At 71.6% G+C, this 24,293-nt stretch carries 20 protein-coding genes; 12 read left to right on the plus strand and 8 right to left on the minus strand.

Annotated features, from left to right (window positions below):
• Positions 1–184: 184 nt before the first annotated feature.
• The 4 genes from AB0K60_RS35970 (at position 185) to AB0K60_RS35985 (ending at position 3,700) form a co-directional block, all read left to right on the plus strand.
• Positions 185–1,228, plus strand: a complete 1,044-nt coding sequence (locus AB0K60_RS35970) for a mycofactocin-associated electron transfer flavoprotein beta subunit (protein WP_364065789.1) — start codon at positions 185–187, stop codon at positions 1,226–1,228.
• On the plus strand, positions 1,228–1,911 hold the full coding sequence (gene mftE, locus AB0K60_RS35975; RefSeq protein ID WP_364065792.1) for a mycofactocin biosynthesis peptidyl-dipeptidase MftE: 684 nt from the start codon (positions 1,228–1,230) through the stop codon (positions 1,909–1,911). Before AB0K60_RS35970 ends, mftE begins: the two co-directional genes overlap by 1 nt.
• A 135-nt stretch (positions 1,912–2,046) precedes the next feature.
• Positions 2,047–2,928, plus strand: a complete 882-nt coding sequence (locus tag AB0K60_RS35980; RefSeq protein ID WP_364065795.1) for a hypothetical protein — start codon at positions 2,047–2,049, stop codon at positions 2,926–2,928.
• A 109-nt stretch (positions 2,929–3,037) separates the two neighbouring features.
• Complete coding sequence (locus AB0K60_RS35985; protein WP_364065798.1) at positions 3,038–3,700, plus strand: TetR/AcrR family transcriptional regulator; 663 nt, start codon at positions 3,038–3,040, stop codon at positions 3,698–3,700.
• A gap of 384 nt (positions 3,701–4,084) precedes the next feature.
• Here AB0K60_RS35985 and AB0K60_RS35990 read toward each other — a convergent pair whose 3' ends face one another.
• The 3 genes from AB0K60_RS35990 to AB0K60_RS36000 form a co-directional block, all read right to left on the minus strand.
• Positions 4,085–5,023 (minus strand): ADP-ribosylglycohydrolase family protein, encoded by a 939-nt coding sequence (locus AB0K60_RS35990; RefSeq protein WP_364065801.1) that lies wholly within the window; start codon positions 5,021–5,023, stop codon positions 4,085–4,087.
• Between the two features lie 277 nt (positions 5,024–5,300).
• On the minus strand, positions 5,301–6,029 hold the full coding sequence (locus AB0K60_RS35995; protein ID WP_364065804.1) for a hypothetical protein: 729 nt from the start codon (positions 6,027–6,029) through the stop codon (positions 5,301–5,303).
• A gap of 5 nt (positions 6,030–6,034) precedes the next feature.
• Entirely contained in the window at positions 6,035–7,129 is a 1,095-nt protein-coding gene (locus tag AB0K60_RS36000) for a LacI family DNA-binding transcriptional regulator (protein ID WP_364065807.1), read from the minus strand.
• Between the two features lie 328 nt (positions 7,130–7,457).
• On the opposite strand from AB0K60_RS36000, the gene AB0K60_RS36005 reads away from it, so the two are divergent.
• The 6 genes from AB0K60_RS36005 (at position 7,458) to AB0K60_RS36030 (ending at position 17,155) form a co-directional block, all read left to right on the plus strand.
• Complete coding sequence (locus tag AB0K60_RS36005) at positions 7,458–8,369, plus strand: sugar ABC transporter permease (RefSeq protein ID WP_364065810.1); 912 nt, start codon at positions 7,458–7,460, stop codon at positions 8,367–8,369.
• Positions 8,366–9,205, plus strand: a complete 840-nt coding sequence (locus tag AB0K60_RS36010) for a carbohydrate ABC transporter permease (RefSeq protein WP_364065813.1) — start codon at positions 8,366–8,368, stop codon at positions 9,203–9,205. Before AB0K60_RS36005 ends, AB0K60_RS36010 begins: the two co-directional genes overlap by 4 nt.
• A 43-nt stretch (positions 9,206–9,248) precedes the next feature.
• Entirely contained in the window at positions 9,249–10,607 is a 1,359-nt protein-coding gene (locus AB0K60_RS36015; RefSeq protein WP_364065816.1) for a sugar ABC transporter substrate-binding protein, read from the plus strand.
• A 335-nt stretch (positions 10,608–10,942) separates the two neighbouring features.
• On the plus strand, positions 10,943–12,994 hold the full coding sequence (locus AB0K60_RS36020; RefSeq protein WP_364065819.1) for a beta-galactosidase: 2,052 nt from the start codon (positions 10,943–10,945) through the stop codon (positions 12,992–12,994).
• Between the two features lie 212 nt (positions 12,995–13,206).
• The gene (locus tag AB0K60_RS36025; protein WP_364065821.1) at positions 13,207–14,049 is read left to right on the plus strand and encodes a hypothetical protein; all 843 of its coding nucleotides are present in this window, start codon (positions 13,207–13,209) and stop codon (positions 14,047–14,049) included.
• A gap of 1,039 nt (positions 14,050–15,088) precedes the next feature.
• Positions 15,089–17,155: a hypothetical protein gene (locus tag AB0K60_RS36030; protein WP_364065824.1), complete on the plus strand. Its 2,067-nt coding sequence runs from the start codon at positions 15,089–15,091 to the stop codon at positions 17,153–17,155.
• Between the two features lie 264 nt (positions 17,156–17,419).
• On the opposite strand, the gene AB0K60_RS36035 is transcribed toward AB0K60_RS36030, so the two are convergent.
• Entirely contained in the window at positions 17,420–18,694 is a 1,275-nt protein-coding gene (locus tag AB0K60_RS36035) for a D-arabinono-1,4-lactone oxidase (protein WP_364065827.1), read from the minus strand.
• Between the two features lie 248 nt (positions 18,695–18,942).
• On the opposite strand from AB0K60_RS36035, the gene AB0K60_RS36040 reads away from it, so the two are divergent.
• A complete protein-coding gene (locus AB0K60_RS36040; protein ID WP_364065830.1) occupies positions 18,943–19,527 on the plus strand; it encodes a hypothetical protein in 585 nt (194 codons plus the stop codon).
• A 150-nt stretch (positions 19,528–19,677) separates the two neighbouring features.
• Here AB0K60_RS36040 and AB0K60_RS36045 read toward each other — a convergent pair whose 3' ends face one another.
• Together AB0K60_RS36045 and kynU are read right to left on the minus strand one after the other, a co-directional pair.
• Positions 19,678–20,262 (minus strand): NAD(P)H-dependent oxidoreductase, encoded by a 585-nt coding sequence (locus AB0K60_RS36045; RefSeq protein WP_364065833.1) that lies wholly within the window; start codon positions 20,260–20,262, stop codon positions 19,678–19,680.
• 527 nt (positions 20,263–20,789) lie between these two features.
• Positions 20,790–22,016 carry a kynureninase gene (gene kynU, locus AB0K60_RS36050; protein ID WP_364065836.1) on the minus strand — a complete coding sequence of 409 codons (1,227 nt, stop codon included), beginning with the start codon at positions 22,014–22,016 and terminating at the stop codon, positions 20,790–20,792.
• Between the two features lie 197 nt (positions 22,017–22,213).
• Here kynU and AB0K60_RS36055 point away from each other — a divergent pair, with 197 nt between their 5' ends.
• The gene (locus tag AB0K60_RS36055) at positions 22,214–22,582 is read left to right on the plus strand and encodes a group 1 truncated hemoglobin (protein ID WP_364065839.1); all 369 of its coding nucleotides are present in this window, start codon (positions 22,214–22,216) and stop codon (positions 22,580–22,582) included.
• 185 nt (positions 22,583–22,767) lie between these two features.
• Here the strand turns inward: AB0K60_RS36055 and AB0K60_RS36060 are convergent, their stop codons facing one another.
• Positions 22,768–23,802, minus strand: a complete 1,035-nt coding sequence (locus AB0K60_RS36060) for an SWIM zinc finger family protein (RefSeq protein WP_364065842.1) — start codon at positions 23,800–23,802, stop codon at positions 22,768–22,770.
• Positions 23,803–23,841: 39 nt separating this feature from the next.
• Positions 23,842–24,138 carry a hypothetical protein gene (locus AB0K60_RS36065; protein WP_364065845.1) on the minus strand — a complete coding sequence of 99 codons (297 nt, stop codon included), beginning with the start codon at positions 24,136–24,138 and terminating at the stop codon, positions 23,842–23,844.
• Positions 24,139–24,293 lie beyond the last annotated feature (155 nt).

Raw genomic sequence — 24,293 nt, forward strand, 5'->3', positions numbered from 1 at the left:
CCGCCCGCGGCCGGTGGGATTCGCCGACCTGGCCACGAGCCCATCGGCGAAAGCCCGGCGAACGTCACGCGGACAGGCTGGACACAACCCGCCAAGCCCGTACCGCGCTGCACGAACCAACAGGCGGCCGAGACGTTCGAGGCGCGAGAACCCGTACCGCCACAGTCACCCTTGGAGGTGCTCGATGAGCAAGGATGGCACCGCGCCGGGCGCGGGCGAGGGGGCGTCCGGCCCTCTCATCGTGGTATGCCTGCGGCCCGCCGATCCGGCCGCCCGGGTCGATCCGCTCACCGGGCGTGTCGGCCGCGACGTGGGCATGCTCGGCCTGCCGCCCGCCGAGGCCGCCGCGCTGGAGTACGGCCTCCGGGTGGCGGAGGTCTGGTCGGGCCGGGTGCTCGCGGTCACCGCGTCCGACGCGTCGGGCGACGATGTGCTGCGGCAGGTGGCGGCGCTCGGTGTGGACGTGCTCCGCGTGCCGTGGCCGGGCGGGTCCGCGGGCCATGGGCCGCAACGGGCGGGGTCGTACACGGATGAGCGGTATGTGGCCGACCTTGCGCAGGATGAGCGGTCCCTGGCGGCGGCGCTCGCCGCCGCCATCCGGGTCGCGGCGGGCGGGGCGGATCCCGGTCTGGTCCTCACCGGCGATCGCTCCGCCGATCGGGGTACGGGGGCGCTGCCCGCGTATCTCGCCCGCGAGTTCGGCGCCGCGCAGGCGCTCGGCCTGGTCCGGTTGGAGGCCGGGGCCGATCATTTGATCGCCGAGCGGCGTCTCGACGGGGGACGCCGCGAGCGTCTGCGTGTCCCGCGGCCCGCCGTGTGCTCGGTCGAGGCGGCCGGGGTACGGCTCCGCCGCGCGGGACTTCCCGGCCTGCTCGCCGCCGGGGCCGCCGCCGTTCCGCTCTCGGCCGTGCCGGTGGCCGGGGGTGTCGCGGGGGTCGCCGTGGGCCGGGCTCGGCCGTATCGTCCCCGTACCCGGATCGTGCCGCCGCCGGTGGGGACCACGGCGCGTGAACGCCTGCTGGAACTCACCGGAGTGCTGGCCACGCACGAGCCGCCCACGGTGATCGGGCCGGTCGGCGCGGGCGAGGCGGCCGACGCGCTGCTGGACTTTCTGCGGCGCACGGGCCACCTGGCCGCCGATGCCGCCGCGACCCCCGATACGGCGGCCCCCGGTGCGACGGCCCCCGGTACGGCCGCGTCCGGGGACGGCGACCCGGTGCTCGATTAATGACCTCGCTCGCCGATCACACCTGGCCGGAGGCCGAACAGATGGCGGCCCATATCCTGGCGGTGCCGGTCGGGTCGACCGAGCAGCACGGGCCGCATCTTCCGCTCTCCACCGACACCGACGTCGCCACGGCCCTCGCCGCCGAACTGGCGCGCCGCCGTGCCGATGTCGTGGTGGCCCCTCCCCTGCCCTACGGCGCCAGCGGGGAGCACGCGGCCTTCCCCGGCACCCTGTCGATCGGCCACGAGGCGCTGGAGTCGCTCCTGATCGAGCTGGGCCGGTCGGCGTCGCTGACCTTCCGCGCGATGCTGCTGGTCGTCGGGCACGGCGGCAACGCCCACGCGGTGGCGCGAGCGGTCCGCCGCCTGCGCTACGAGGGCCGTCAGGTCCTCGCCTGGTCCCCGAAGTGGCGGGGCGACTGGCACGCGGGCCGTACCGAGACGTCGGTGCAACTGGCGCTGGACCCGGCACGGGTTCGCCTCGACCGGGCCAAGGCGGGAACCACCGAGAGCCTGATCACCCTCATGCCCGCCCTTCGCGAGCACGGCGTCCGAGCGGTCAGCCCGAACGGCGTGCTCGGCGACCCCGCCGGGGCGACGGCGGACCACGGCCGCGACCTGCTCCGCCAGGCCGCCGCCGACCTTGAGGCGGCGGTGGACGCCTGGATGTCGGAAATATCGTGACAAGCAGATGATCAGCGAGTCGGAAACCTTGGACACATGCCGCCCTCAGGGCCCTGACCAGGGCATGGAGGCGAAGGCGAAAGCGACTCCGGATTTGCCAACACCTACCGTGTTCATGGTGTAGCTTTACGTGACATGCCTGCAATCCTTCACGACACGCTCGCCAAACTGCTGCGCGAGCATCCAGAACTGGCCATCGACGTCCTCCGGAATCGGCTGGGCGTCGACATCCCCCGCGGCCTGAGCGTTCAGGTCGCACCGGTAGAACTCAACGACCGGCCGTCGCGTCCCCTGCACCCCGACCTGGTCCTCACGGTCGGCCCGCGCCAGAACCCGGTCCTCGCGATCATCATCGAGGTCCAGAACGGCCCCATGTCGGAGAAGCGCGCGATGCTGCCGCGCTACGCCGCGGCCCTCTGGCTGCGCCTCGACTGCCCCGTCATCGTGCTGGTGATCTGCCCTGACGCGGCGGTCGCCGCCGAGGCCGCCGAGCCGATCCCCACCACCCTGGCCACCTACACCCTGACCCCGGAGGTCCTCGGCCCGCGCGAGATCCCGGTGATCACCGACGCGACGGAGATGAAGGTCAATCCCCTCCTGTCGCTCATGTCGGTGGCGCTCTACGGACGAAACCGGTCCGTGGCCCAGGCCTTCGTCGAGGCCGCGCAGACCAAGGCCGACGGTGACATTCCGTATTACTATGAGTACGGATACTGCATGTCCTCGTCGGAGATCCGTAACCTACTGGAGGAGATCATGGCCACTACCTGGCCGGTTTACAGCCCCTACGCTAAGAAGCACTACGGCGAGGGCCGGGAGGACGGCAGGGCCGAGGGTCTCGCCGAGGGCGAGGCCAAGGCGGTGCTGACCGTCCTGGAGGCGCGGGGCTTCGCCGTCACCGAGGCGGTCCGAGCGCGGGTCCTGGACTGCACCGACGTGGCCCTGCTGGAGGAGTTGGTTCGCCGGTCGGCCACGGTGACGACGCCCGAAGACCTCTTCGGCGACAAGCCCGAGTAGGCCGGTCAGGCGGGCCTGTGAACGGGCAGTCCGTCAGGCGGAGCGGGAGCGGGGTCCCTCCTGGCGTGTTCCGGATCGGGGCGCTGCGAGATCCCGTAGGATACGCCGGGTGAGTGGCCCGACCAGGAGGCGTGGCCCCGGTCGCCCGCCCGGATCCGACAGCGCCGAAACACGGGCGAAGATCCTCCATAGCGCCCGGCAGGTGTTCAGCACCATCGGATTCGACCAGGCCAGCCTGAAGCAGATCGCGGAGGACGCCGGGCTGACCCGCAACGCCATCGCGAACTACTACTCCAGCAAGAGCGATCTCTACCTCGCCGCGCTCGCCTCCGTGCAGGAGGTGGCCGTGGAGAAGATCATCGGTCGGGCGTCGGCCGTGGAGGGGCCGGCGTACCGGCGGGTGATGATGATGGTGCAGGCGGCCGCGGAGTTCGGGTGGACCGACCGGACGTTCGTCCGCTTCTTCATCACCGCCACGGTGGACGCCACCCGGCATCCGGAACTTCGCGACGAGGCCCTCCTGCCGTTGCAGACGGCGCGCGACTTCGTGTGGGAGACGCTGGACGCGGCCCAGCGGAAAGGCGAGATCGCGCCGGACGTGGACACCGAGGCGATCACACAGGTCGTGGGCGACCTGCTCTGGGGTCTGGCGATGGACATCGGTTTCTACACCGACAGGGAACGGATGCGCCGCACCGTCCGCGCCTTCGACCGCCTGCTGTCCGCCGAACTCGCTCCCGTACCAGGGGACATTCCGAAGGACGCGGGGTAAGGGTGGGCGACGACCGGCCAGGTGACCGGTCGTCGCCCGGCGGGCGGTCGTCGCCGTGTCCGTGCCTCTCGGGAATCCTCCTCTCGGGAATCCTCAGCTCGGCCCTCTGAGCAGGACGCGCACGGCGTCCACCGCAGAAACCCGGAAGAGCCCCTCACGTCGAGAGACGCGTGATCCCGGCTCAGCCAAACCCGCCCGGTCGCCCCCAAGGGCCAAGGCGACGGGCAATAAGGGCACCGCATTGACTTCGGAGCCCAATTCGAAGCCGGACGAAGTCCGCCTCCGATAGCCACCGATAGCCACCGAAACCGCAGGAGCGGCGACGAGCCGTGCCGGTGCCGGAATCCCTCCGCCGTACGGCGCGGCGCGTGCGCAGGACATGGATCAGAACCGGTTCCTGATCTCCCACAGACCGGTGGCGAGCTCGTCGAGCGACGCGGGGATCTCGACATCGATCGACCAGGGGATCGTCAGGGTGGCGTGGAGGCCGCCGAGGATGCCGCCGACGATGGCCGCGACCGTGTCGGTGTCGCCACCGAGCAGGACCGCCCGCCGCATCGCCTCGGTCGGGTCGGCGGTGTCACGCATCGTGTGCAGCACATGCAGAACGGCGGCCACCGTGTCGAGCACGTCCAGGGTGACGCCCTGGGGACCTGGGCTCCAGGCGCCTTCGGCCGCGAGCCGCACGGGCAGGGCGGCGGCTCCGAGGTCGAAGCGTTCGATCTCCGCCAGAGCGAGGGCGGTCAGCCGTTCGACGCGGCGGGTCTCCAGGGCGTAAGAGCCCATCGCCGCCACCGCGCACGCGCCGGCGACGGCTGCGGGTGCGCCGTGAGTGGTCATGGTCAGCTTCCCGACGAGGGCCCGCCGCCGCTCGGCGTCGGCGGGCCGGGTGGCCCACCCGATGGGCAGAACGCGCATGACCGCCCCGTTGGAGGACCCTTCGTGGGTGCGCGGCGCGCCGGTGGTGGTGAAGCGCTCGATCGCCCGGCGGGTGGTGGGGCCGATCCCCCGCATCGTGTTCCGGACGGCGGCCAGGCGAGCGAGGAAGGCGTACGGGTCTCCGGCGCCGCCGGTGGCGATCAGATTCTCGGCCAGCAGAACAAGCTGCTCGGTGTCGTCAGAGGTGGCGCCGCGCGGCCAGCCCCACCGACGCGGCAGTTCCTCCAGGCGCGCCGCGTCGATCTCCGCCGATACCCTGCCCTCCCAGGGAACGCCGAGCGCGTCACCGCAGGCGAACGCCACGATCCCGTTGCGCAGGCGGAGATACCCATCCGGTGGATGAAAGCCCCTCCCCCTGACGTCTTCCGAACTCTGGTCGGTCATCCGCCGGCCTTCCATCGAAACGGTGCGTCCTCACCGTGCATCATGACCAGCCGGCATTTCACCTGCAATTCCCGAATGAGGTGCTGGTGTATCCCCTCAATCCACCCTTGCGTACCAGTGCGCGCATCAGGCGACACCTTCTGCTACTTAAGCGCCATACCGCCCACTGTGACCGCCGCTGGGACGTCGCGTGATTTCCGTTCTCTTTATCGGGCGGTTGTGACATCAGCTGTGTTCCTGCCCCGCGCCTGGTGGGCTGGCCCGCGGTCTCCCGGTATCAGGAGAATCGCTCCACCGTGACGGGGATGAGCCCCGCATGGCGCATCGGCGTCGTCAATTCCCGGAGCAGTGACCTGACGGTGTCATCGGCAGGGGATCGCAGGTGGACGGTCACGTCGAGGCTCCAGGCCACGCGCGGGCCGATTCGGCGAAGATCCCAGGTGAATACGTCGTCGCCGATGTGGGCGTGGGCCGTGCCGGCGACTCGTGTCGGCGCGGGGCCGTCGTCGGGGATCGTCATCCGCCACAGGTGCCGCAGGTCGTGGAGGTGGTCGTTGGTGAGTTCGCCGGCGAAGAGGATTCGGTAGACGCGTTTCTCGGTGAAGCCTTCCGGTTTTTCCGGCGGGCCGAGCAGCAGTGGCGCGGCGGTGTTCAGGGCGAGGCGGTCGCGGAAGGACAGGCGTAGGTTCGGTTCGTCCGGCAGGTCGTCGCCGCTCAGCCGCCGGTAGACGGCCTCGGCCTCGCGCCGGGTCGTCGCCGAGACGCGTCGGCGCAGTTCCGGGTCGGCGCGCATGCGGCGGGTGAGGTCCGCCGAGCTCCACCAGAGCCGTTCCTCCCGGGTCCACGCCGCGCCGTCGATGCCGGCCGCGGTGTGGTCGTCGTTGTACGCGAACTCCTCGACGACCAGCCCTTCCGGGTCGCCGTGTTCGTCCGTGACCACGTAGTAGTCCAGGAGTTCCGCGGCGGGGTGGGCGGTCCGCGGCGCGAGGGGGAGGTGAGCGGTCATGGGTCTCATTGTGGCGGGGCCGTATCGGGAAAGGGGGGATCCGCGCCGGGGTGGCGGTCAGCGGGGGCGGCGGTGCTGGAGCGGACGACGAGTTCGACGGGGACGGTGTGCACGACGCCGGCGGCGGGGGTGCGGGTGCGGATCTGCTCTAGGAGGATGTCGACGCACAGGCGGCCCGCGCGGGCGAAGTCCTGGCGGATCGTGGTGAGTTTGGGCCAGAAGTAGGCGGCCTCGGGCATGTCGTCGAAGCCGACGATGCTGACGTCGCCCGGCACCGTACGGCCCGCCTCGTGCAGGGCGTGCATCGCCCCGAGTGCCATCTGGTCGTTGGCCGCGAAGATGGCGGTGACCTCGGGCCGGGTGGCGAGGTGGGCGCCGAGGCGGTAGCCGGACTCGGGGGTCCAGTCGCCGAACAGGACCTGTGGGACGGGGCGCCCGGCGTGTTCCAGGGTGTGCCGCCAGGCGGCGTGGCGGTGGCGGGCCGAGTTGGAGTCGGGCGGGCCGGCGATGTGCCAGACGGTGTCGTGGCCGAGGCCGAGCAGGTGCTCGGTGGCGAGGCGGGCGCCGGCGGCCTGGTCGGAGTCGACGACCGGGTGGTCCTGGCGGCCGTGGCCGTCGGCGACGACGACCGGGACGCCGTGCGGCAGCAGCAGCGAGGGCGTGTCGAGCGCCTCCGCCTCGATGATGATCACGCCGTCGACGGCCTGGGTGCTGAGCCGGGTGTAGGCGTCGTTGACCTCTTTGTGTGTGGGCGTGGTGATGCCGACGAGGTTGATGGAGAAGCCGGCCTCGCGGGCGGCGGTGGCGATGCCGTCGAGGGTGCGTACGTTGCCGTGGCTGTCGAGGGAGAAGCTGATCACGCCGATCGTGCCGAAGCGGCCGGTGGCGAGCGCGCGGGCGGCGATGTTGGGCCGGTAGCCGAGGTCGCGCATCGCGCTCAGCACGCGCTGGCGGGTCGCCTCCTCGACGTTGCTGCGGTTGTTGGCCACTCGGGACACGGTCTGCGCCGACACGCCGGCGAGCCGGGCCACGTCGGCCATCGACGGCGCGCCGTGGCCGCGCCCCCTGCCGGCCCTGGAGCCGCCGTCGACGGTGGTCACCCGCGCCCCTCCCCTGGTGCTGTCGCCGAAACATCCCCCGACATGCCTGGACATGCCTGGACATGCCTGGACACTGCCCGACATCCCCGTACGTCGCCGTACGTCGCCGGACATCGTGCCATGACGAGCCGCCATCGATCACGCCCCGAGCACGTGATCGATGGCAGCGCTAACAGCCTACTACCTGAGGCCGACGCGACACCTCCCCCGCGTTACAGAAAAGTTTCCTGTTCACGACGCGAACCTATTGACGCGACCGGGACGGGCTGTGATGCTCATGGCTCACATCCATGGCAGCGCTAACATTCGACCGAGGAGGCGGTGCCGCATGGCAGCGAAGCCGCTCACCGCCGGGGTGGGCAGGCGCCGTGGGGTTCGGGAGCGCCCGCGCGGGCGGGCGGTGCGGTACCACTGGGCGGGCTGGGCGTTCAGCGCCCCGTTCTGCCTGATCTTCCTGATCGCCATCGTGGCGCCGCTGGCGTACGCGTTGTACCTGAGCCTCTACCAGGACCGTCTCGTCGGCGGGAACGTCTTCGTCGGCCTGGCCAACTACGCCGCGGCGTTCTCCGACCGGCTGTTCCACGTCGGTCTTGGGCGGGTCGCGCTGTTCCTGGTGGTGCAGGTGCCGATCATGCTGACGCTCGCCGCGCTGGCGGCGCTCGCGATCGACAGCGGGCGGCTGCGCGCGTCGGGCGTCTACCGGATCGGGATCTTCGTGCCGTACGCGGTGCCCGCCGTGGTGGCCACGTTCATCTGGGGCTACCTGTACGGGGAGGACTTCGGCCTGTTCGGCGGCGCGGCGCTGTCGGGGTCGTGGATCCTCGTCTCGATCGGCAACATCAGCACCTGGTCGTGGACCGGCTACAACATGCTGATCCTCTACTCGGCGCTGCGCGTGGTGCCCAGGGAGCTGTACGAGGCGGCCGAGATCGACGGCGCGGGCGAGATCCGCAAGGCCGTCAGCATCAAGCTCCCGGCGATGCGCCCCGCGCTGCTGCTCGCCACGATCTTCTCCATCATCGGCAGCTTCCAGCTGTTCAACGAGCCGAACGTGCTGGCCGCCCTCGCCCCGGCGCAGATCACCACCTACTACACGCCCAACATGTACGCCTACAACCTGGCCTTCAACGGCCAGCAGTACAACTACGCGGCGGCGATCGCCGTCGTGCTCGGCCTGGTCACCATCGTCGTGTCGTACGCCGTGCAGCTCACGGCCGGGCGCAGGGAGCGGCTGTCGTGAAGCGGGCGATGCTCACCCTCCCGATGCTGGCGATGCTGCTGTACTGCGTGCTGCCGCTGCTGTGGCTGCTGTTCGGCGCGACCAAGAGCAACGCCGGGCTGTTCTCCAGCTCGGGGCTGTGGTTCGCCGACGACTTCGCGCTGGTGGAGAACATCCGGCAGGTGTTCACCTACCAGAACGGCGCGTACGGCCGCTGGTTCGCCAACTCGGTGCTGTACGCGGTCGTCGGCGCCGGCGGGGCGACGATGATCTGCGCGCTCGGCGGCTACGCGCTGGCCAAGTACCGCTTCCCGGGCTCGAAGGCGCTGTTCGCCATCGTGCTCGGGGCGATCACGGTGCCGACGACGGCGCTGGCCGTGCCGACGTTCCTGCTGTTCACCCGGCTCGGCCTGGTGAACACCCCGTGGGCGGTGATCATCCCGGCGCTGGCGAGCCCGTTCGGGCTGTATCTGATGAGGGTGTACGCGGCCGACGCGGTGCCCACCTCGATGATCGAGGCGGCCCGCCTGGACGGCGCGGGCGAGCTGCGCATCTTCCTCTCGATCGCGCTGCGCCTGCTGCGGCCCGGCCTGGTCACGGTGCTGCTGTTCACGCTGGTGGCGACGTGGAACAACTACTTCCTGCCGCTGATCATGCTCAGCGACCCGGAGTGGTACCCGCTCACCGTCGGGCTCAACCTGTGGAACAGCCAGCGGGGCAGCGCCGCGGGCGGGCAGGCCGTCTACAACCTGGTGATCACCGGCTCGCTGATCGCGATCGTCCCGCTGATCCTGTCCTTCCTCTTCCTCCAGCGCTACTGGCAGTCGGGGCTGTCGGCCGGCGCGGTCAAGCAGTAACCGCACTCCATCCCCCCATCCCTGCACAAACTAGGGAGGCACCATGCGAAAGCCAGCCCTCGCCGCGGTCGCGTTGTCCCTGCTCGCCCTCACGGCCTGCGGCCAGCCGAGCCCCGCCGAGCCCGGCGGCGCGGCGCCGTCCCAGGCCGCGACGGTCACCGACGCCGACATCGAGAAGGCGCTGGAGACCGACACGACGCTGACGTTCTGGTCCTGGGTGCCCAACGTCGACAAGACAATCGCGCTGTTCCAGCAGAAGTACCCCAAGGTCAAGATCAACCTGGTGAACGCGGGCCAATCCGCCGACGAGTACGCCAAGCTCCAGTCGGCGATCAAGGCGGGCAGCGGCGCGCCGGACGTGGCGCAGATCGAGTACTTCGCGCTGCCGCAGTTCGCGCTCTCCAAGGCCGTGGTCGACCTCAACCAGTACGGCGCCGCCTCCTGGAAGGACCTGTTCACCGACTCGGCCTGGGCCCAGGTCACGGTGAACAACGGCGTGTACGGCGTACCGCAGGACACCGGCCCGATGGCGATGTTCTACCGCAAGGACGTGCTCGACAAACTCGGCCTCAAGCCCCCGGCCACCTGGGAGGAGTTCGCCGCCGCCGCCAAGAAGATCAAGGAGGACGACCCCGGCAACTTCATCACCAGCGTGGACCCGGGCGACGCCGGCGGCGTGGACAGCCTGATCTGGCAGGCGGGCGGCCGCCCGTTCGCCATCGAGAACGCCACCACCGTACGCGTCAACCTGCAGGACGAGGGCACCAAGCGCTGGGCCGAATTGTGGTCCGGCCTGGTCCGCGACAAGCTCGTCGATCCCGCCCCCGGCTGGAACGACGCCTGGTGGCAGGGCATGGCCTCCGGCAAGTACGCCCTGTGGATGGCGGGCGCGTGGGCCCCCGGCGCGATCGAGAGCACGATCCCGCAGACGCAGGGCAAGTGGCGCGCCGCCCCCATGCCGCAGTGGGACGCCTCCGCCCCCGTCAACGCCGAGAACGGCGGGTCGAGCGTCGCCGTGCTCGCGCAGAGCAAGAACGCCCTCGCCGCCGTCGGCTTCGCCAAGTGGCTCAACTCCGACCCCGACGCGGTCCGCTCCCTCAACACCGCCTCCGGCCTGTTCCCCGCCACCAAGGAGCTGCTCAACAGCCCCGACTTCCTCGACGCCAAGCTCCCGCTGCTCGGCGACCAGCAGGCCAACAAGATCTTCGCCGAGGGCTCGGCGCAGGTCGGCAAGGGCTGGCAGTACCTGCCGTTCCAGGTCTACGCCAACAGCGTCTTCAAGGACACCGTCGGCCAGGCCATCGCCGGTAACGGCGACATCGCCGGCGGGCTGAGCTCCTGGCAGCAGCAGATCACCACGTACGGCGGGCAGCAGGGCTTCACCCTCGCCGCCGGGTCATGACGGCCCGGCCGCGTCACCCGCCCGAGGGCCGTGACGCGGCCGTCCCGCCACCGCGGACGCCGATTGCGGGCGACCGCCGCCGCCTCGGGGCCGGTCCCCCTCCGGCCGATGCCCGCGCACCCCGGGCATCGGCCGGACGGTCGTGCGGCGGACGCCGGCTCCGGCGACCGATCTCGACGCCGCATCTCCCGCGACGGCCTTCTCGGCGGCCCGCACCGCACGGCCACCCGGTGATCACTTCGCGAGCGCGGCCCTCGACACGGCCCGCCTGGGCGGTCGGCCCGGAAGTCATGGCCGGTATCGCCGCGAAAGCCGTACCGAATATGCAGAAAAGGATGGACATGCCCCACCGCTGGATCCGCTGGCCCCAGCCCACCGGCCTCGCCTACGGCGCCGACTACAACCCCGAGCAGTGGCCGCAGGAGGTGTGGGCCGAGGACGTCAAGCTCATGCGCGAGGCCGGGGTCAACCTGGTGAGCGTCGGCGTGTTCTCCTGGGCCCGCCTCCAGCCGACGGCCACGACCTGGGACTTCGGCTGGCTCGACCGGGTGCTGGACCTGCTGTGGGACGGCGGCGTGGCCGTCTCGCTGGCCACGGCCACCGCCTCGCCGCCCCCGTGGCTCACCCACGCCCACCCCGAGATCCTTCCGGTGGACCGGCTGGGCCACCGCATGCACCACGGCGGCCGGCAGGCCTGGTGCCCCAGCTCCCCCGTCTACCGCGAGCACGCGCTGCGCCTGTGCGAGAAGCTCGCCACCCGGTACGGCTCGCACCCGGCGCTGGCCGTCTGGCACGTCTCCAACGAGCTGGGCTGCCACAACGCCCGCTGCTACTGCGAGGTGTCGGCGGCGGCGTTCCGCCGCTGGCTGCGCGACCGGTACGGCACGCTCGACCGCCTCAACGCCGCCTGGGCCACCGACTTCTGGAGCCAGGTCTACTCCGACTGGGAGCAGATCCTGCCGCCGCGCCTGGCCGCCTCGTACGTCAACCCCACCCAGCAGCTCGACTTCGCCCGCTTCAGCTCCGACGAGCTGCGCGCCCAGCTCCGGGCCGAACGCGACGTGCTGCGCCGCCTCACCCCGGACGTCCCGGTCACCACCAACTTCATGATCATGGGCGAGACGAAGAACATGAACTTCGCCACCTGGGCGGACGACGTCGACTTCGTCGCCAACGACCACTACCCCGACGGCGCCCGCGCCCACCCGCAGATCGAGCTGGCGTTCTCCGCCGACCTCACCCGCGGGATCGCGGGCGGCCGTCCGTGGCTGCTGCTCGAACACGCCACCAGCGCCGTCAACTGGCAGCCGGTCAACCTCGCCAAACCGGCCGGCGCGCTGAAGCCGGGCAGCCTGGCGCACGTGGCCCGCGGGGCCGACGGGGCGTGCTTCTTCCAGTGGCGCGCCTCCCGCGCGGGCGCGGAGAAGTACCACTCGGGCATGCTGCCGCACGCGGGCACCGACTCCAAGACGTGGCGGGAGGCGGTCGCCCTCGGCCGTGACATGGCGGCCCTCGCCGAGGTCGCCGGCTCGCGGGTGTCGGCGCGGGTGGCGCTGCTGTTCGACTGGGAGGCGTGGTGGGCCGCCGAGCTCGACTCCCACCCCAGCGAGCTCGTCCGCTACCGGGAGATCGCCCTCGGCTGGTACGAGGCGCTGTGGCGGGCGGGCATCACCGTCGACGTCGTCCCGCCATCGGCCGATCTGTCGGGCTACGCTCTCATCCTCGCCCCGACGCTGCACCTCACCACCGACGCCACCGCCGCCCGCCTCACCGCGTACGTCGAGAACGGCGGCCATCTGCTCGTCACCTATTTCTCCGGCATCGTCGACGAGAACGACCACGTCCGCCTCGGCGGCTACCCGGGGGCCTTCCGCACCGTGCTCGGCGTACGCGCCGAGGAGTTCTTCCCGCTGCCGCCCGGTGCCACGGTCCCCGTCCACCCGGTGGCCCCCGCCCCTCGGTGGACCGCCTCGGTCTGGACCGAGTTGCTGTCCACCACCACCGCCGACGCCGTCGCCCACTACGCGGACGGCCCGCTCGCCGGCGTCCCCGCCGTCACCGTCAACGACCACGGCGCGGGCCGCGCCTGGTACGTCGCCACCCAGCTCGACGCCGCCGCCACCGCCGCCCTGCTCGCCCGCGTCGTCGGCGACGCCGGCGTCTCCCCCGCCGCCGAGGCCACCGCGGGCGTCGAGGTGGTACGGCGTTGCTCTCCCGAGGCCGACTATCTGTTCGCTCTCAATCACACCGGCGAGCCCGCGTGGTTGCGCGGCGGCGGCGTGGACCTGCTCACCGGCGTAGAACACCCTGCCGACGGGTGGCTGCGGCTGCCTCCCGGCGGAGTCGTCGTCCTGCGCACGGCCCGCGAGGCCGTATCGGAGGGGTAAACGGATCCTGCGGCGGTCTCCCCCGCCGCTTCGCCGCGCCCCAAAGCGGCGGGCGGAGGCCACAGACCGTCTGCGTCCACCGCCTCTGCGGCATCCGCGCCACCCGGCGAGGCCGTACCGGAGGAGCGGGGCTTTTCCGGGCCCGTCGCGTGCGGCACCATGTGCTCACGGCGACGGCGGGCGGAGACCGCTCCAGGACCCGGGACGGCGAGATGACCTCGACCATGATGATCGCTCTGGGTGGGCTGCTCGTCCTCGCCCTGGCCGCCGGGCTGGCCGTTGCTCGTCGGCTGGTCAGCAGGCGGCTGCGTCTCGAGAGGGCGTACCGCCGGTCCACGATGCGGTGGCGGGCGGACTCCGCGCGCAAGGATTTCGAGCGTCTGCGTGCCCGGTGGGAGCCGGACCTCGCCGCCGCCATGGCCGATCGGATGGCCGATCTGGACCGGGAGCGGGAGCGCGTCGACGGTCTGGCGCTCGACGCGCCGGATCCGTCGGCGGACGGCGCCGCGCTCACGGCCGACTACGAGCGGTTCGGCGCCCTTGTCACGGCGCTGGGGGAATGGCAGTCCACCGCCGCGCAGCCCCGTGCCGACGTCCGCGATCTGCTCTCCTTCGAGCCCGGCGACGACCCCGCATCGCCCCGCTCCGCCTCCCGGCCCTCGTCCGGATCCCGGGCCAAGGGCCCCCGGCTCCGGCCGCCGTCCCCGCGAACGATCTCTCAGCTCGCCGACCGCCTGCGCGCACTCGACGACCGCGGCGCGGAGCTGATCCGGCGCATCCCCGGCACCGCCCCGGCCGACTGGCCGTCGTTGCGCGACGAGGCGGTCTCCCTCGCCGAGGCCTACCGGCGGCTGCGTACGGACGCCTTCCACGCCTGGGAGCGCGCGTTTCCGGACCGCGCCGCCGCCAGGGCGGACGAGGCCAGGAAGGAATTCGATCACTACCTCGCCGACGCCCGCCGACGCATGGGATCATCGCCTTCCCAGCGCCCGGCCGGGCCCTCGCGGGACGGCGGTTTCCGAGTCGACGAGGACGGCTGGCAGGGCGACGGGTGATCGTCCGTCGGTTCCGGTTGACGGCGTTCCGGCGATCCAACGCCGGAACAGCCGCATCGGGAGCGCGCCGGACCGCCGGGCGATCACATGCGAGGCGCGGCCACGATCCTGGCCGTTTCGAATCGTCCGACTCATAGCGGTACGACACTTTGCTCACTATGTCCTGACGCCGACCTCCATAATGGAAGATCATTCGAGCCGAATCGACCCACAGGAGATCGGCATCCTGCCGGAGACACATCTGAAAGGCCGCCTAAATAGGAACTAATTCAGCATGAGGCATTAAGCACGCATACAGATCGGCATAAGGACCAAGGTGCCCGCCGAGGACCGTCTCGGCCAACGACCGACGGGGCCCGCCCGGCCCAAACCGCCCCCTGCCCGAGCCGATCGCCGCCGCCCGGATTCGTCGGCGCTGTCGCCGCGCGGGGGACGCGGCCGACGTGAAGGCGATCGTCCGCCCGGCCCGCAGCGCGCGGAGGCGAGTGCGGGCACTCGCCTCGGCACGAGGGTCAGACGATCACATGTCAGACTTATCCCCTTCATGCCCGAAAAGCGCAGATAGCAGCTTATCGTCATGGCTTATGAGGAAGGGTTATCCTGAACGGGGTTCATTATTACCCGCGAGCGCTCCGAGCGACTATCATCTCGCTTCTAGCGTGGGCGCCTTAACCCCCCCAATTTTAGGAGCACGTCCGTGCAAAGCGGCATCAGCGGAGAAAACAATACCTATTCCGGCCGGATCATCGCGGTCTCGCCCGCACCGCCTGGAGCCTCCCCAGGCGACGGCGCGTCCGCCGGCCATACCCAGCAGGCCGCCACCCCACTCCGCCCCTCGGATACGTGGCTACCCGGCCACTGCCAATGCCCGAAACACGCCGGACGCCGGAAACGGACCGGCCCGGCGGGGCGGCGTCGGCCGCGACCCGGCCGGGCGACCGGCCACGTCATGTCCCCCACCCTCCCCCTACGGCCGGGCATACGCGCCGCGCGCGACAGCAGGCCGACGACGCCAGGCGACAGGTGGGCGTGATCTGCGATGGCGGCGAGCACGATGAAGCTGTACCAGGCGGTTCTGCGGGATTCGACGCCTCCGATCTCGATCCGGCTGCGCCGTACGTACTCGGACTGGGTATCGGACAAGGGCTTCCCGCCGATCGACGCCGGGCGGGCGCGTGACGAGCAGGAGGTGAAGGGCGCGCGACTGCGGGTGGAGCGCCGGAACGGATCGGGGCGTTACACGCTGGAGGAGCCCTGCGCCGGAGGCGTGCTGCTCACCGTGGTCACCTACACCGAGTCGATGCCCGGCATGACCGGCTGGGTGGTGGTGACCGTCGAGCAGACCGGCGACGACGAGCACGTGACGGCGAACGCCCCGGGCTTCCTCCCCGCCTACCTGCGGACCGCAAGGATCACCGACGGCGGGGTGCACCTGGAGGACAGCCCGGTGGTGGTGGACGAGGAAGAGGTGCAGCGATTCGTCCAGACGCTGACCGAGCGCCGCCGCCGCGTACCGGTCGTGGTCGTCTCCATCGAACCCAGGGACCCGGCCGCGGCCCCGTCCCGCGCGGCCCGGCTGTGCGAGGCCACGGCCGGGGCGGCGATCGTGGCGCGGTTCGCCGACGTGCGCGCCCAGGAGCGCTTCAACGACGTCATGGGCGAGGACCTGCGCGTATTCGGCGGAGGCATCCGCACCTACCTGGCCCCCTTCGACCCGACCACGGAACGCTATGCGAACCGGCACCGCGTCATGGGCGGAGCCACCCTGCGCAGCCAGGGCGACCAGGCCCTGGACCGGGTGATCGACGGCGTCATCGGCGAGACCGCGCGCCGCGCGCTGCCCGACGAGGTGGAACGGACGCTGCAGGCCGTCAAAAAGGTCCTGGCCGGCCGCGCCGAGCCCCGCGCGATCGCCGACGCGATCGCCGCGCCCCGCCCGGCCGTCGACCCCGCCAGGGAGGACCTGCGCCGCGCCATGATGGCCCTCGTGCGGCCCGGTTCCCCGGCTACCGCCAAACAGCCGACGGGCGAGCCGGAGACCGGCGAGAACGGCTCCCGCGCCCCCGGCGACGCCTGCCCCGAACCAAACGCCGGGTCCGAACCGGCCCCGGCGACGGCGCCGGACCTCACCGAACCGACCGGCCCGCCCGCCCCCTCCGCCGCCGCCGCCGTGGACGCGCCCGCCCTCGCCCAGACCGTCGCGGACACCGTGGTGAAGGAACTGCGCCCCGAACTGGAGTCGGCCCTCACTCTCGCCGCCGCCGGCGAGGAGATCGCGCGACTGTCCCGCCAGCTCAAAGTGCTCACCGTGCACGTCAACGCGCTCCGCGATCTGCTCACCGCGCAGGCGTTCCGCCCCAACGCCTTCCAAGCCGACGCCACCCAGGCCGACGCCGCTAAGGCCGACGCCACCTTCGCCGAAGCCTGCGACTCACCCGCCGAACTGCTGGAGCGACTCCGCAAGGACCACGACCTGCTCCTCGCCGACTACACCGATGAGGTCCAGAACACCCGCAGGCTCACCGCCCGCGTCCGCGACCTGGAACGCAAACTCGCCGAAGCCGGCCAGCCCGCGTACGGCATGCCCATCGAGGACGACGCCTTCGAGCCGGACAGCCTCGCCGCGGCCCTGATCGAGGCCGGTGAGCGCCTGCCGTACGTGCGGATCTGCGTCGACCCCAACGCGGCCGGGCAACTCGACAACCAGTACCCGGACTGGAGCCGCGCGTGGGCCGTCAAGGCCTGGATGGCCCTGCGCGCCCTCGACGACTTCGCCCGCGCCCGCTCGTCGGGCGAGTTCTCCGGTGGCTTCTACGACTGGTGCGCCAACGGCTCCGCCGACCGCTACACGATCCCCACGGGAATGCTCGCCATGCACGAGTCCCAGTCGGTCACGAACCGCGCCAAGTACAGCACGGCCCGCACGTTCCGCGTCCCGCCCGAACTGGATCCCAGCGGCAGGATCCTGATGGAGGCCCACATCAAGCTCCGCGCCGTCGGCTACCCCGCCCCCCGCATGTACTTCCACGACGACTCGGGCGGCCCCACCGGCAAGATCTGGATCGGCTACCTGGGCGACCACCTACCCAACACCCGCACCAATTGACCGCCGGATCGACCGGTGCGGCGGCGCGCGCCCGGCGGCCCGGCCACAGCTCTGCGGGGGCGGCTTCCCCGTCTTCGCCATGCGTATCCTCAAGGACGCGCACGAGCGCGGCGTGCTGCGCACGGTCGGACCCGTCTATCAGTTTCGCCACGCCCGCCTCCAGGACAGGCTCGCCGCCGAGTACGGCTCCGCGTGGGCCGACGGGCCGGCGGGCCGGACGGGGCCGCGCCGACCGGTCGTATCGACTGCGGAGAGTGAGGCCGCTCAGCGGCCGTCGAAGAGGTGGCGTGTGATGAACTCGTTGGCGAACTTGGCGGACGGGTCGAGGGCGCGGGCCAGGGCGCGGAAGTCGTCCATGCGCTCGTAGCGGGTGCGCAGCGCGTCCGGGGCGATGGTGAACAGCTTTCCCCAGTGCGGGCGGGCGTCGAACGGGGCGAGGCGCTCCTCCATCAGGGGTAGGAGCTCCAGGACGGCGTGCTGGTCCTTGACCCAGGTGAAGTGGAAGGCGGCGGTGTCGCGGCCGTGGCAGGGGCTCAGCCACAGGTCGTCGGCGGCGACGGTGCGGATCTCGGCGATCCGTACCACGGGGGCGATGCGGTCGGCGATGTCCGCCAGGGCGTGGAACGCCTCGACCGCGTGCCGCCGGGGCACCATGTACTCGGACTGGAGCTCGTCGCCGCTGCTCGGGGTGAAGTCGGGCCGGAAGTGCGGCAGGCGTTCGAACCAGGGGCCGGGGACGCCCAGTTGCGCGGTGCAGTTGTCCGCGTCCATCCCCGGGACGGGGCTGCGCGGCCCGTCCGCGGGCGTGGCGCCGAGCCCGGCGACCAGCGGCGGTTCCGCTTCCGGCGGCCCGGTCACGCGTTTCTTCAGCCACACCTGCCGGATCCGCGGGGCGCGCCAGTCGGTGAACAGGCTGACGCTGTAGGCGGACGACATGATCCGGTCGAAGCCGTCGTCGAGCGCGGCGGCCGGGAGCCCCTCGTACACCCGCTGCCGGACCTCGAACGCCGGGACCAGCTCCAGGGTCATGGCGGTCACGACGCCGAGCGCCCCGAGCGCGACGACGGCCCCCGGGAAGCGGTCGGGGTCGTCGGCGCGGCTCAGCGTGATCAGGTCGCCGTCCGCCGTCACCATCTCGATCGCGGTGACCGAGGTGGCGAGCCCGCCGTTGCCGTCGCCGGAGCCGTGGGTGCCGGTCGCGCACGACCCGGCGACGCAGATGTGCGGCAGGGAGGCCAGGTTGGGCAGCGCGTACCCCTTGTCGTGCAGGCGGCGGCTCAGCTCGCCGTACCGCATCCCGGCGGCGACCCGGGCGGTGCCCGCCGCGCTGTCGATCTCCAGCTCGGGCGGCAGGGCGTCGAGCGAGACGAGGGTGTCCGGCGTGTCGGTGATGGTGTTGAAGGAGTGGCCGCTGCCGAGGACGCGCACCTTGGCGGCGTTCCCGATCACGGCGCGTAACTCGCCGATCGAGGACGGCCGCAGCAGCCGCGCGGCCCGGAAGGCGATGTTGCCCGCCCAGTTGGTCATATGTGTCGTCACATCGCAGATTGTCCCGCTTAATCACGAATTACCAAGAGGAGCGGGGAGGCGACGGCCGCCCACCGTTCCCCGGCTCCGGTGACGACATGTGCCGTTCGATCGCCGCGTGTACGCTCCGAGCCCCGTCCGTGCACGGTACCGAGTCCCATATGACGGCTATTTCGGACCAAGCGGCCTGATCGGCACACAAGTCACCTACAAGTCGGTGCCAAAAGCACGCCGATAGCGTCCTTGGCATGTTCCGAAAGATGATCGCTCTGACCGCCGTGGCCGGGGCCGCGGCCCTGCTGGCGCAGGCGCCCGCCTCGGCGTCCGCCGCCGCTTCCTCCGGCACCCAGTTGCTGCGCCTGCGCGCCGGCCTGACGCTGGAGATTCCCGCCAAGTGGCGCGTGTACGGCACGGCCGACCAGGTCCACGTCATCACCGGCGCCTGCCGCAACCCGAAAGGCGACTTCTTCGAGCCGAAGTGCGACGGCTTCTGGGTCATGGGCCCCAAGGCGCTCAAGACCGGCGGCGAGGGCTTCCAGCGCTACAACCCGGTCAACGGCCCCTTCTACCCGACCTCGGATGTGGCCCCCTGCCGCACGAATCCCAAGTACGGACAGGTCCTCGGCAAGGCGATCGTGGTGAGCAGCCGCAACATCGGCGTCGCCCACAAGGCGCACTACCGCGTCTGGCCGGGCCGCTGCGTCTCGTACACCACCGGCGCGCAGAAGTCGACGTTCAAGCAGCACGAGTGGTACCTGGCCAAGGAGAAGATCCTGATCGTGGACCAGTGGGCCACTCCCGGGCTGGCCAGGATCCTGAAGAACGCCGTCTGGGAGAACGTGTGACGAGGCGTCCGCCGCGAACGCCGCTCCTCTGGGACGTCCGGATCATCCGGGGACGTTGAAGGCGCCGCGCGGATCTCTTCTCTTCCACCGTTCCCGGGCCGGCGGATCGCCGGCGTCGCCGGCCCGGGAAGGACAGTGGCCGAACCGGGGTCAGACGGCCGTGGCGGCGACGCGCAGGTGCCGCAACGCCCCGGTCAGCCGGGTGAGCGCGTCGAGCATCGCGTCCGCGCTCTGGTCCATCACGTCGGTGGGCCGCAGCCGTCCCTCACCGTCGAGGAGCTTGGCGACGAACGGGATGTTGACCGCCTCGAAGACGGGCGTCATCCGCAGCGCGGCCACGACGGGCTTGAGCATCTGCAGGGCCCGGGTGCCGGCCGCGACGCCGCCGTAGCTGACGAATCCGACCGGCTTGTTCTCCCACTCCTGGTGCAGGTAGTCGAGGGCGTTCTTCAGCACGGCGTTGAAGCCGTGGTTGTACTCGGGGGTGACGAACACGAACGCGTCGGCCCGGTCCACGGTCGCGCTCCACTCCTTGGTATGCGGGTGAATGTACTGCCGCAGCCGCGGGTGGTTCGGCTCATTCATGAACGGCAGGTCGACCTCGGCGAGGTCGATCAGCTCCACCTCGAAGCCGCCGTGTTCGACGGCGCGTTCCCGGAACCACTCGGCGACGGGCAGGCCGACCCGTCCAGGGCGGGTGCTCGCGACGATGATCTGCAGTATCGGCTTGTCCACCAGCACTCCTATTGGACATTCGGGAACAAAGTTCCCGATGATCGTAGTGACGGATCATAGAAACAACCGATACAGGGTCGGATCATCCCATCATCCGTTCCGGTTTCTGTTCCGCCCTCCCTCCGAACACGCCGAGGCCGCTCCCGAGCGGCGGCCGACCTCCGCGTCCCGGCGGCCGGTCGTCGCCGGCGTCACACCGCGGGCATCGGCCCGGACTCACCGAGCGTGTCCCCGCGCGAGCCTCGCCGACGTGAAGCGTTCGCGCCGCCGCGATCGTCCCAAGCCGGCCGGGCCGCAACTCGGCGAGGCCGAGCACCTCCCGGGCCACCCGCGCACATCTGTCCTCGACGCTGCCGTCCGCCCCCTGGGGACGGCCCCTGCCCACGGCTTCGCGTCGTACGCCGAGCACGTTGACTTCCTCCGTACGCCCCAAGGCGGGGGCCTCCCGTGGCCGATCTGCGGCTGAGACGCGACCGTGACGGGTGGTTGGCGCTTCGCGGACCGCCCATCGGCGAGGTCTCCACGCGTCAACGGCTCTCCGCGACGATCGTCCGCATCACGTCCATGGCCTGCCAGGTTTCGGCGAAGCCGGTGGTGAGCGGGGACAGGCCGACGCGGATGCCGTCCGGGCGGCGGAAGTCGATGATGACGCCCGCGTCGATCAGGCGCGCGGCCAGGTCGGCGGCGTCGGGGCGGGCGAGGGTGACGTGGCCGCCTCGCCGCTGCGGATCGCGGGGGGAGGCGACGCGGACGCCGTGCGGCGCGAGCCATTCGTCGGCGAGCGCGACGACCAGCTCGGTGAGGGCGACGGCCTTGGCGTGGATGCGCTCGATGCCGGCCTCGGCGACCAGGTTCACGCCCTCCTCGACGCCCGCCATGCCGACGATCGGCGGGGTGCCGGACAGGACGCGGCGCACTCCGGGCGCGGGGCGGTAGTCGTGTTCCATGGCGAACGGCTCATCCCCGCCCATCCACCCCCACAGCGGCTGGCGGAACGCGTCCTGATGCTCGCGGCGTACGTAGGCGAAGGCCGGTGCGCCGGGCCCGGCGTTGAGGTACTTGTAGGTGCAACCCACCGCGAAGTCGGCGCCCCACTCGTCGAGTCGGACCGGCACGCAGCCCGCGCTGTGGCACAGGTCCCACACGGTGAGCGCCCCGCGGCGGCGGGCGAGCGCGGTGATCGCGGGAAGGTCGGCCAGCCAGGCGGAGCGGTAGGCGACGTGGGAGAGGACGACGAGCGCCGTCCGCTCGCCGAGCTCGGCGGCGACCTGGTCCGGGGTCACGCCGGCGTCCGGATCGCTGTCGATCCACCGCAGGGTGAGGCCGAGTTCGGCGGCCACCCCCTGCACGATGTAGTTGTCGGTGGGGAAGTTGTGGCGATCGGTGACGATCTCGGTCCGGCCGGGCCGCAGGGCCAAGGCGCCGCGCATCATCTTGTACAGGCAGACGCTGGTCGAGTCCGCGATGACCACCTGGCCCGGCGCGGCACCCAGGGCGGCCTCGCCGAGCCGGTCGCCGAGCCGGTCGGGCAGCTCCATCCATCCTTCGGACCAGGCCCGGATCAGGCGTCCGCCCCACTCCCGCGTGACCAGCGAGTTCAGCCGTTCCCAGGTCGCCTTCGGGGGGCGGCCCAGGGAGTTGCCGTCGAGGTAGGCGACCAGGCCGTCATCGGCGGGAGCGATGAAACGGTCACGGAACGAGCGGAGCGGATCCCGCTCATCGAGGCGTCGGGCGTCGTGAAGGGTCAAGGCCATGCCATATGTTCTCCTGTCCGACAGGTCCTGATAGCGGCAGGGCGTGGGTACGGCGTCCGCGGACGACGTTACGGCGACATCGACTCGGTGAGGCCACCGTCACCCGCCTCTTGCGGAACGGTCACGGCGGCGGAACGGCACGGGCCGATTCTCTTCGTGACGCGATCTGCGCGTCAGGTGAACGAAGGGAGCCCGGCATGACATCCATCTTCGACCGGATCGGCGGCGCGGGACCGGTCGCGGCGGTCGTCGAGGAGTTCTACACCCGGGTGACGGCCGACCCCGACCTGCGGGAGTACTTCGCGGGCGCCGACATGGCCAAGCTCAAGGCACACCAGCGCAGCTTCGTCGCCGCCGCCCTCGGCGGGCCCCAGGAGTACCGGGGCCGTTCGATGGCCGAGGCCCACGCGGGCCTGGGCGTGACGGCCGAGCACTTCGACGCGGTGGTGGCGCACCTCACCGGCACCATGGAAGACCTCGGGGTGCCGGCGGACACGATCGCCACGGTCGCCGCCGCGCTCGCACCGCTCAAGGAGCAGATCGTGCAGGCCCGGCTGCCGGTGTAGGACCCGTTTGACTTCCTCCCCACGGCTGAAGCCGGGAGGATTCCCGTGGCTGAGGCGCCTTCACCCCGCCTCCGCCTCAGGTGGTTGGCGCTCAAGGGGGTCTGCGCCCAAGATTCCTGATCACGCGATCGGCGAGGCCACCGGCCCGCCACTCGATGATCAGACGCGAATCTCCTGCCGGGCGCTCATGTGTTCGCCTCCACTGCGTCTGCATCGGCCGCGCTCGTCTCCGCCGTGGCGCGGGCGACGATCCGGGCGGCGAGCACGTGCTTGCAGGGCCCGCGCGAGCCGCGGTGGTCCCACCACCACTCGCAGGTGCACGATCCGTCGGCCAGCCCGACCGTCCGCACGCCGCCGTCGGTCCGCACCTCGGCGCGGTCCCCGGCGAGCCGTACGGCGCCGCCCTCCACGAGCCTGCGGGCGGCGGTGAGCCGAGGGTTGAGGTGCTTGACGTGCTCGGCGTCGTAGGGCAGCTCGCGGTGGAAGTGGGCGGCCTCGGCCAGGTCGTAGCCGACGCGGCCGGCGGTCCCGAGCTGGGTGAGCGCGGCGCGGACCCGCTCGACGGGCAGGTTGGCGCGGTCGGCGAGCAGGCCGAGCTCCACCTCGGGTTCGAAGTTGAGCAGCATGCCCACCACCTCGGCGTCGGCCTCGGCCTCGTCGGTGGCGAGGTCGGCGAGCACCGCCCCCTCCCCGGAGAAGCCACGCCACCGTTCCGGGGAGAGCGCCAGCGTGTAGCGCATGCCGGGCAACTCGAGCGTCCAGGCGCTCGACGCCGGGCCGGTGGGGTCGGCGGGGCCGTACACCTGGAGGCTCTTGGCGAAGCGGAGCAGCGGCATGAGCGTGGCCAGGCGGCCCACCCCCGACAGGCACACCGCCCCGGCGCGGGGGCGGTCGGTGACGCGCAGCTCGCGCCCCGCCGGGACCACCCACAGGTCCGCGCCCGCGCGCTTGGGCAGCGAGCGCAGGAACCGTACCGCGCTCATGCCCGGCAGCTCGGCCCGCAGGTCCATGCCCGCCGCGATCACCTGCACCTCGGCGAAGCCGCGCAGCCAGCGCTCGGGCAGCGGCACCTTCTTCTCCACCACCGCGCCGTCGAGCGTGGTCACCGTCAGCTCGTCGGCGCCGACGCCGAGGTGGAGCGCGTCCCGCGCCCCGACCCGGGCCAGGGCCTCCCGCAGCGGCGGATTGACGTCCACGTTGGTGGTGCCCCGGTCGAACACCTCGCCGTCGAGGGCTCCGCCGAGCAGGTCGAGCCGGGCCTAGACGCCGCCGCAGGCGGAGAACGACTCGAACCGGAGCCGGTCGCCGCCGCAGGTCACGACCGGGTCCCGCGACCAGCCCCCGGCGCGCGGCTGGTGGTAGCGGGCCAGGGCCACGTCGGCGACCCCGAGGAGTCCCGCCGCCGCGGCGGCTGGGCTGGTCACGACCCCGCTGAAGAACCGGGGCGCGGTCGCCGGCCCGCTGAGGGCCCTGCCGCCGGACGTGGACAGGCCGAGACGCCCGTCGACCAGAGCGGAGGGCGTGGCGTAGCTGTAGGTTTGCGTCGCTGCACTCATGGCCGGGACCGTAGAGATCATCACCGACAAATCCGCGTCTCCGGCGGACGGCGCGCACAATTCCGGGCCCGATGCCACGTGGGGTGACGGGTGGGGTGACGGGGGTGGGTGACGGGGGTGGGGTAACGGGGGTGGGGTGGTGCGGTGGGGGCCGG

Source organism: Thermopolyspora sp. NPDC052614, from assembly GCF_040678635.1.
Taxonomy (GTDB): Bacteria; Actinomycetota; Actinomycetes; order Streptosporangiales; family Streptosporangiaceae; genus Thermopolyspora.

Bases quoted from the DNA above. Each gene is read 5' to 3' on its own strand.
- AB0K60_RS36005 (WP_364065810.1), top strand. From the start codon at position 7,458: ATGGCAGCGAAGCCGCTCACCGCCGGGGTGGGCAGGCGCCGTGGGGTT.
- AB0K60_RS36055 (WP_364065839.1), top strand. From the start codon at position 22,214: ATGACATCCATCTTCGACCGGATCGGCGGCGCGGGACCGGTCGCGGCG.
- AB0K60_RS36025 (WP_364065821.1), top strand. From the start codon at position 13,207: ATGACCTCGACCATGATGATCGCTCTGGGTGGGCTGCTCGTCCTCGCC.
- AB0K60_RS36030 (WP_364065824.1), top strand. From the start codon at position 15,089: ATGGCGGCGAGCACGATGAAGCTGTACCAGGCGGTTCTGCGGGATTCG.
- AB0K60_RS35990 (WP_364065801.1), bottom strand. From the start codon at position 5,023: ATGACCGACCAGAGTTCGGAAGACGTCAGGGGGAGGGGCTTTCATCCA.
- AB0K60_RS36040 (WP_364065830.1), top strand. From the start codon at position 18,943: ATGATCGCTCTGACCGCCGTGGCCGGGGCCGCGGCCCTGCTGGCGCAG.
- kynU (WP_364065836.1), bottom strand. From the start codon at position 22,016: ATGGCCTTGACCCTTCACGACGCCCGACGCCTCGATGAGCGGGATCCG.
- AB0K60_RS36015 (WP_364065816.1), top strand. From the start codon at position 9,249: ATGCGAAAGCCAGCCCTCGCCGCGGTCGCGTTGTCCCTGCTCGCCCTC.
- AB0K60_RS36020 (WP_364065819.1), top strand. From the start codon at position 10,943: ATGGACATGCCCCACCGCTGGATCCGCTGGCCCCAGCCCACCGGCCTC.
- mftE (WP_364065792.1), top strand. From the start codon at position 1,228: ATGACCTCGCTCGCCGATCACACCTGGCCGGAGGCCGAACAGATGGCG.
- AB0K60_RS35980 (WP_364065795.1), top strand. From the start codon at position 2,047: ATGCCTGCAATCCTTCACGACACGCTCGCCAAACTGCTGCGCGAGCAT.
- AB0K60_RS36065 (WP_364065845.1), bottom strand. From the start codon at position 24,138: ATGAGTGCAGCGACGCAAACCTACAGCTACGCCACGCCCTCCGCTCTG.
- AB0K60_RS35995 (WP_364065804.1), bottom strand. From the start codon at position 6,029: ATGACCGCTCACCTCCCCCTCGCGCCGCGGACCGCCCACCCCGCCGCG.
- AB0K60_RS35970 (WP_364065789.1), top strand. From the start codon at position 185: ATGAGCAAGGATGGCACCGCGCCGGGCGCGGGCGAGGGGGCGTCCGGC.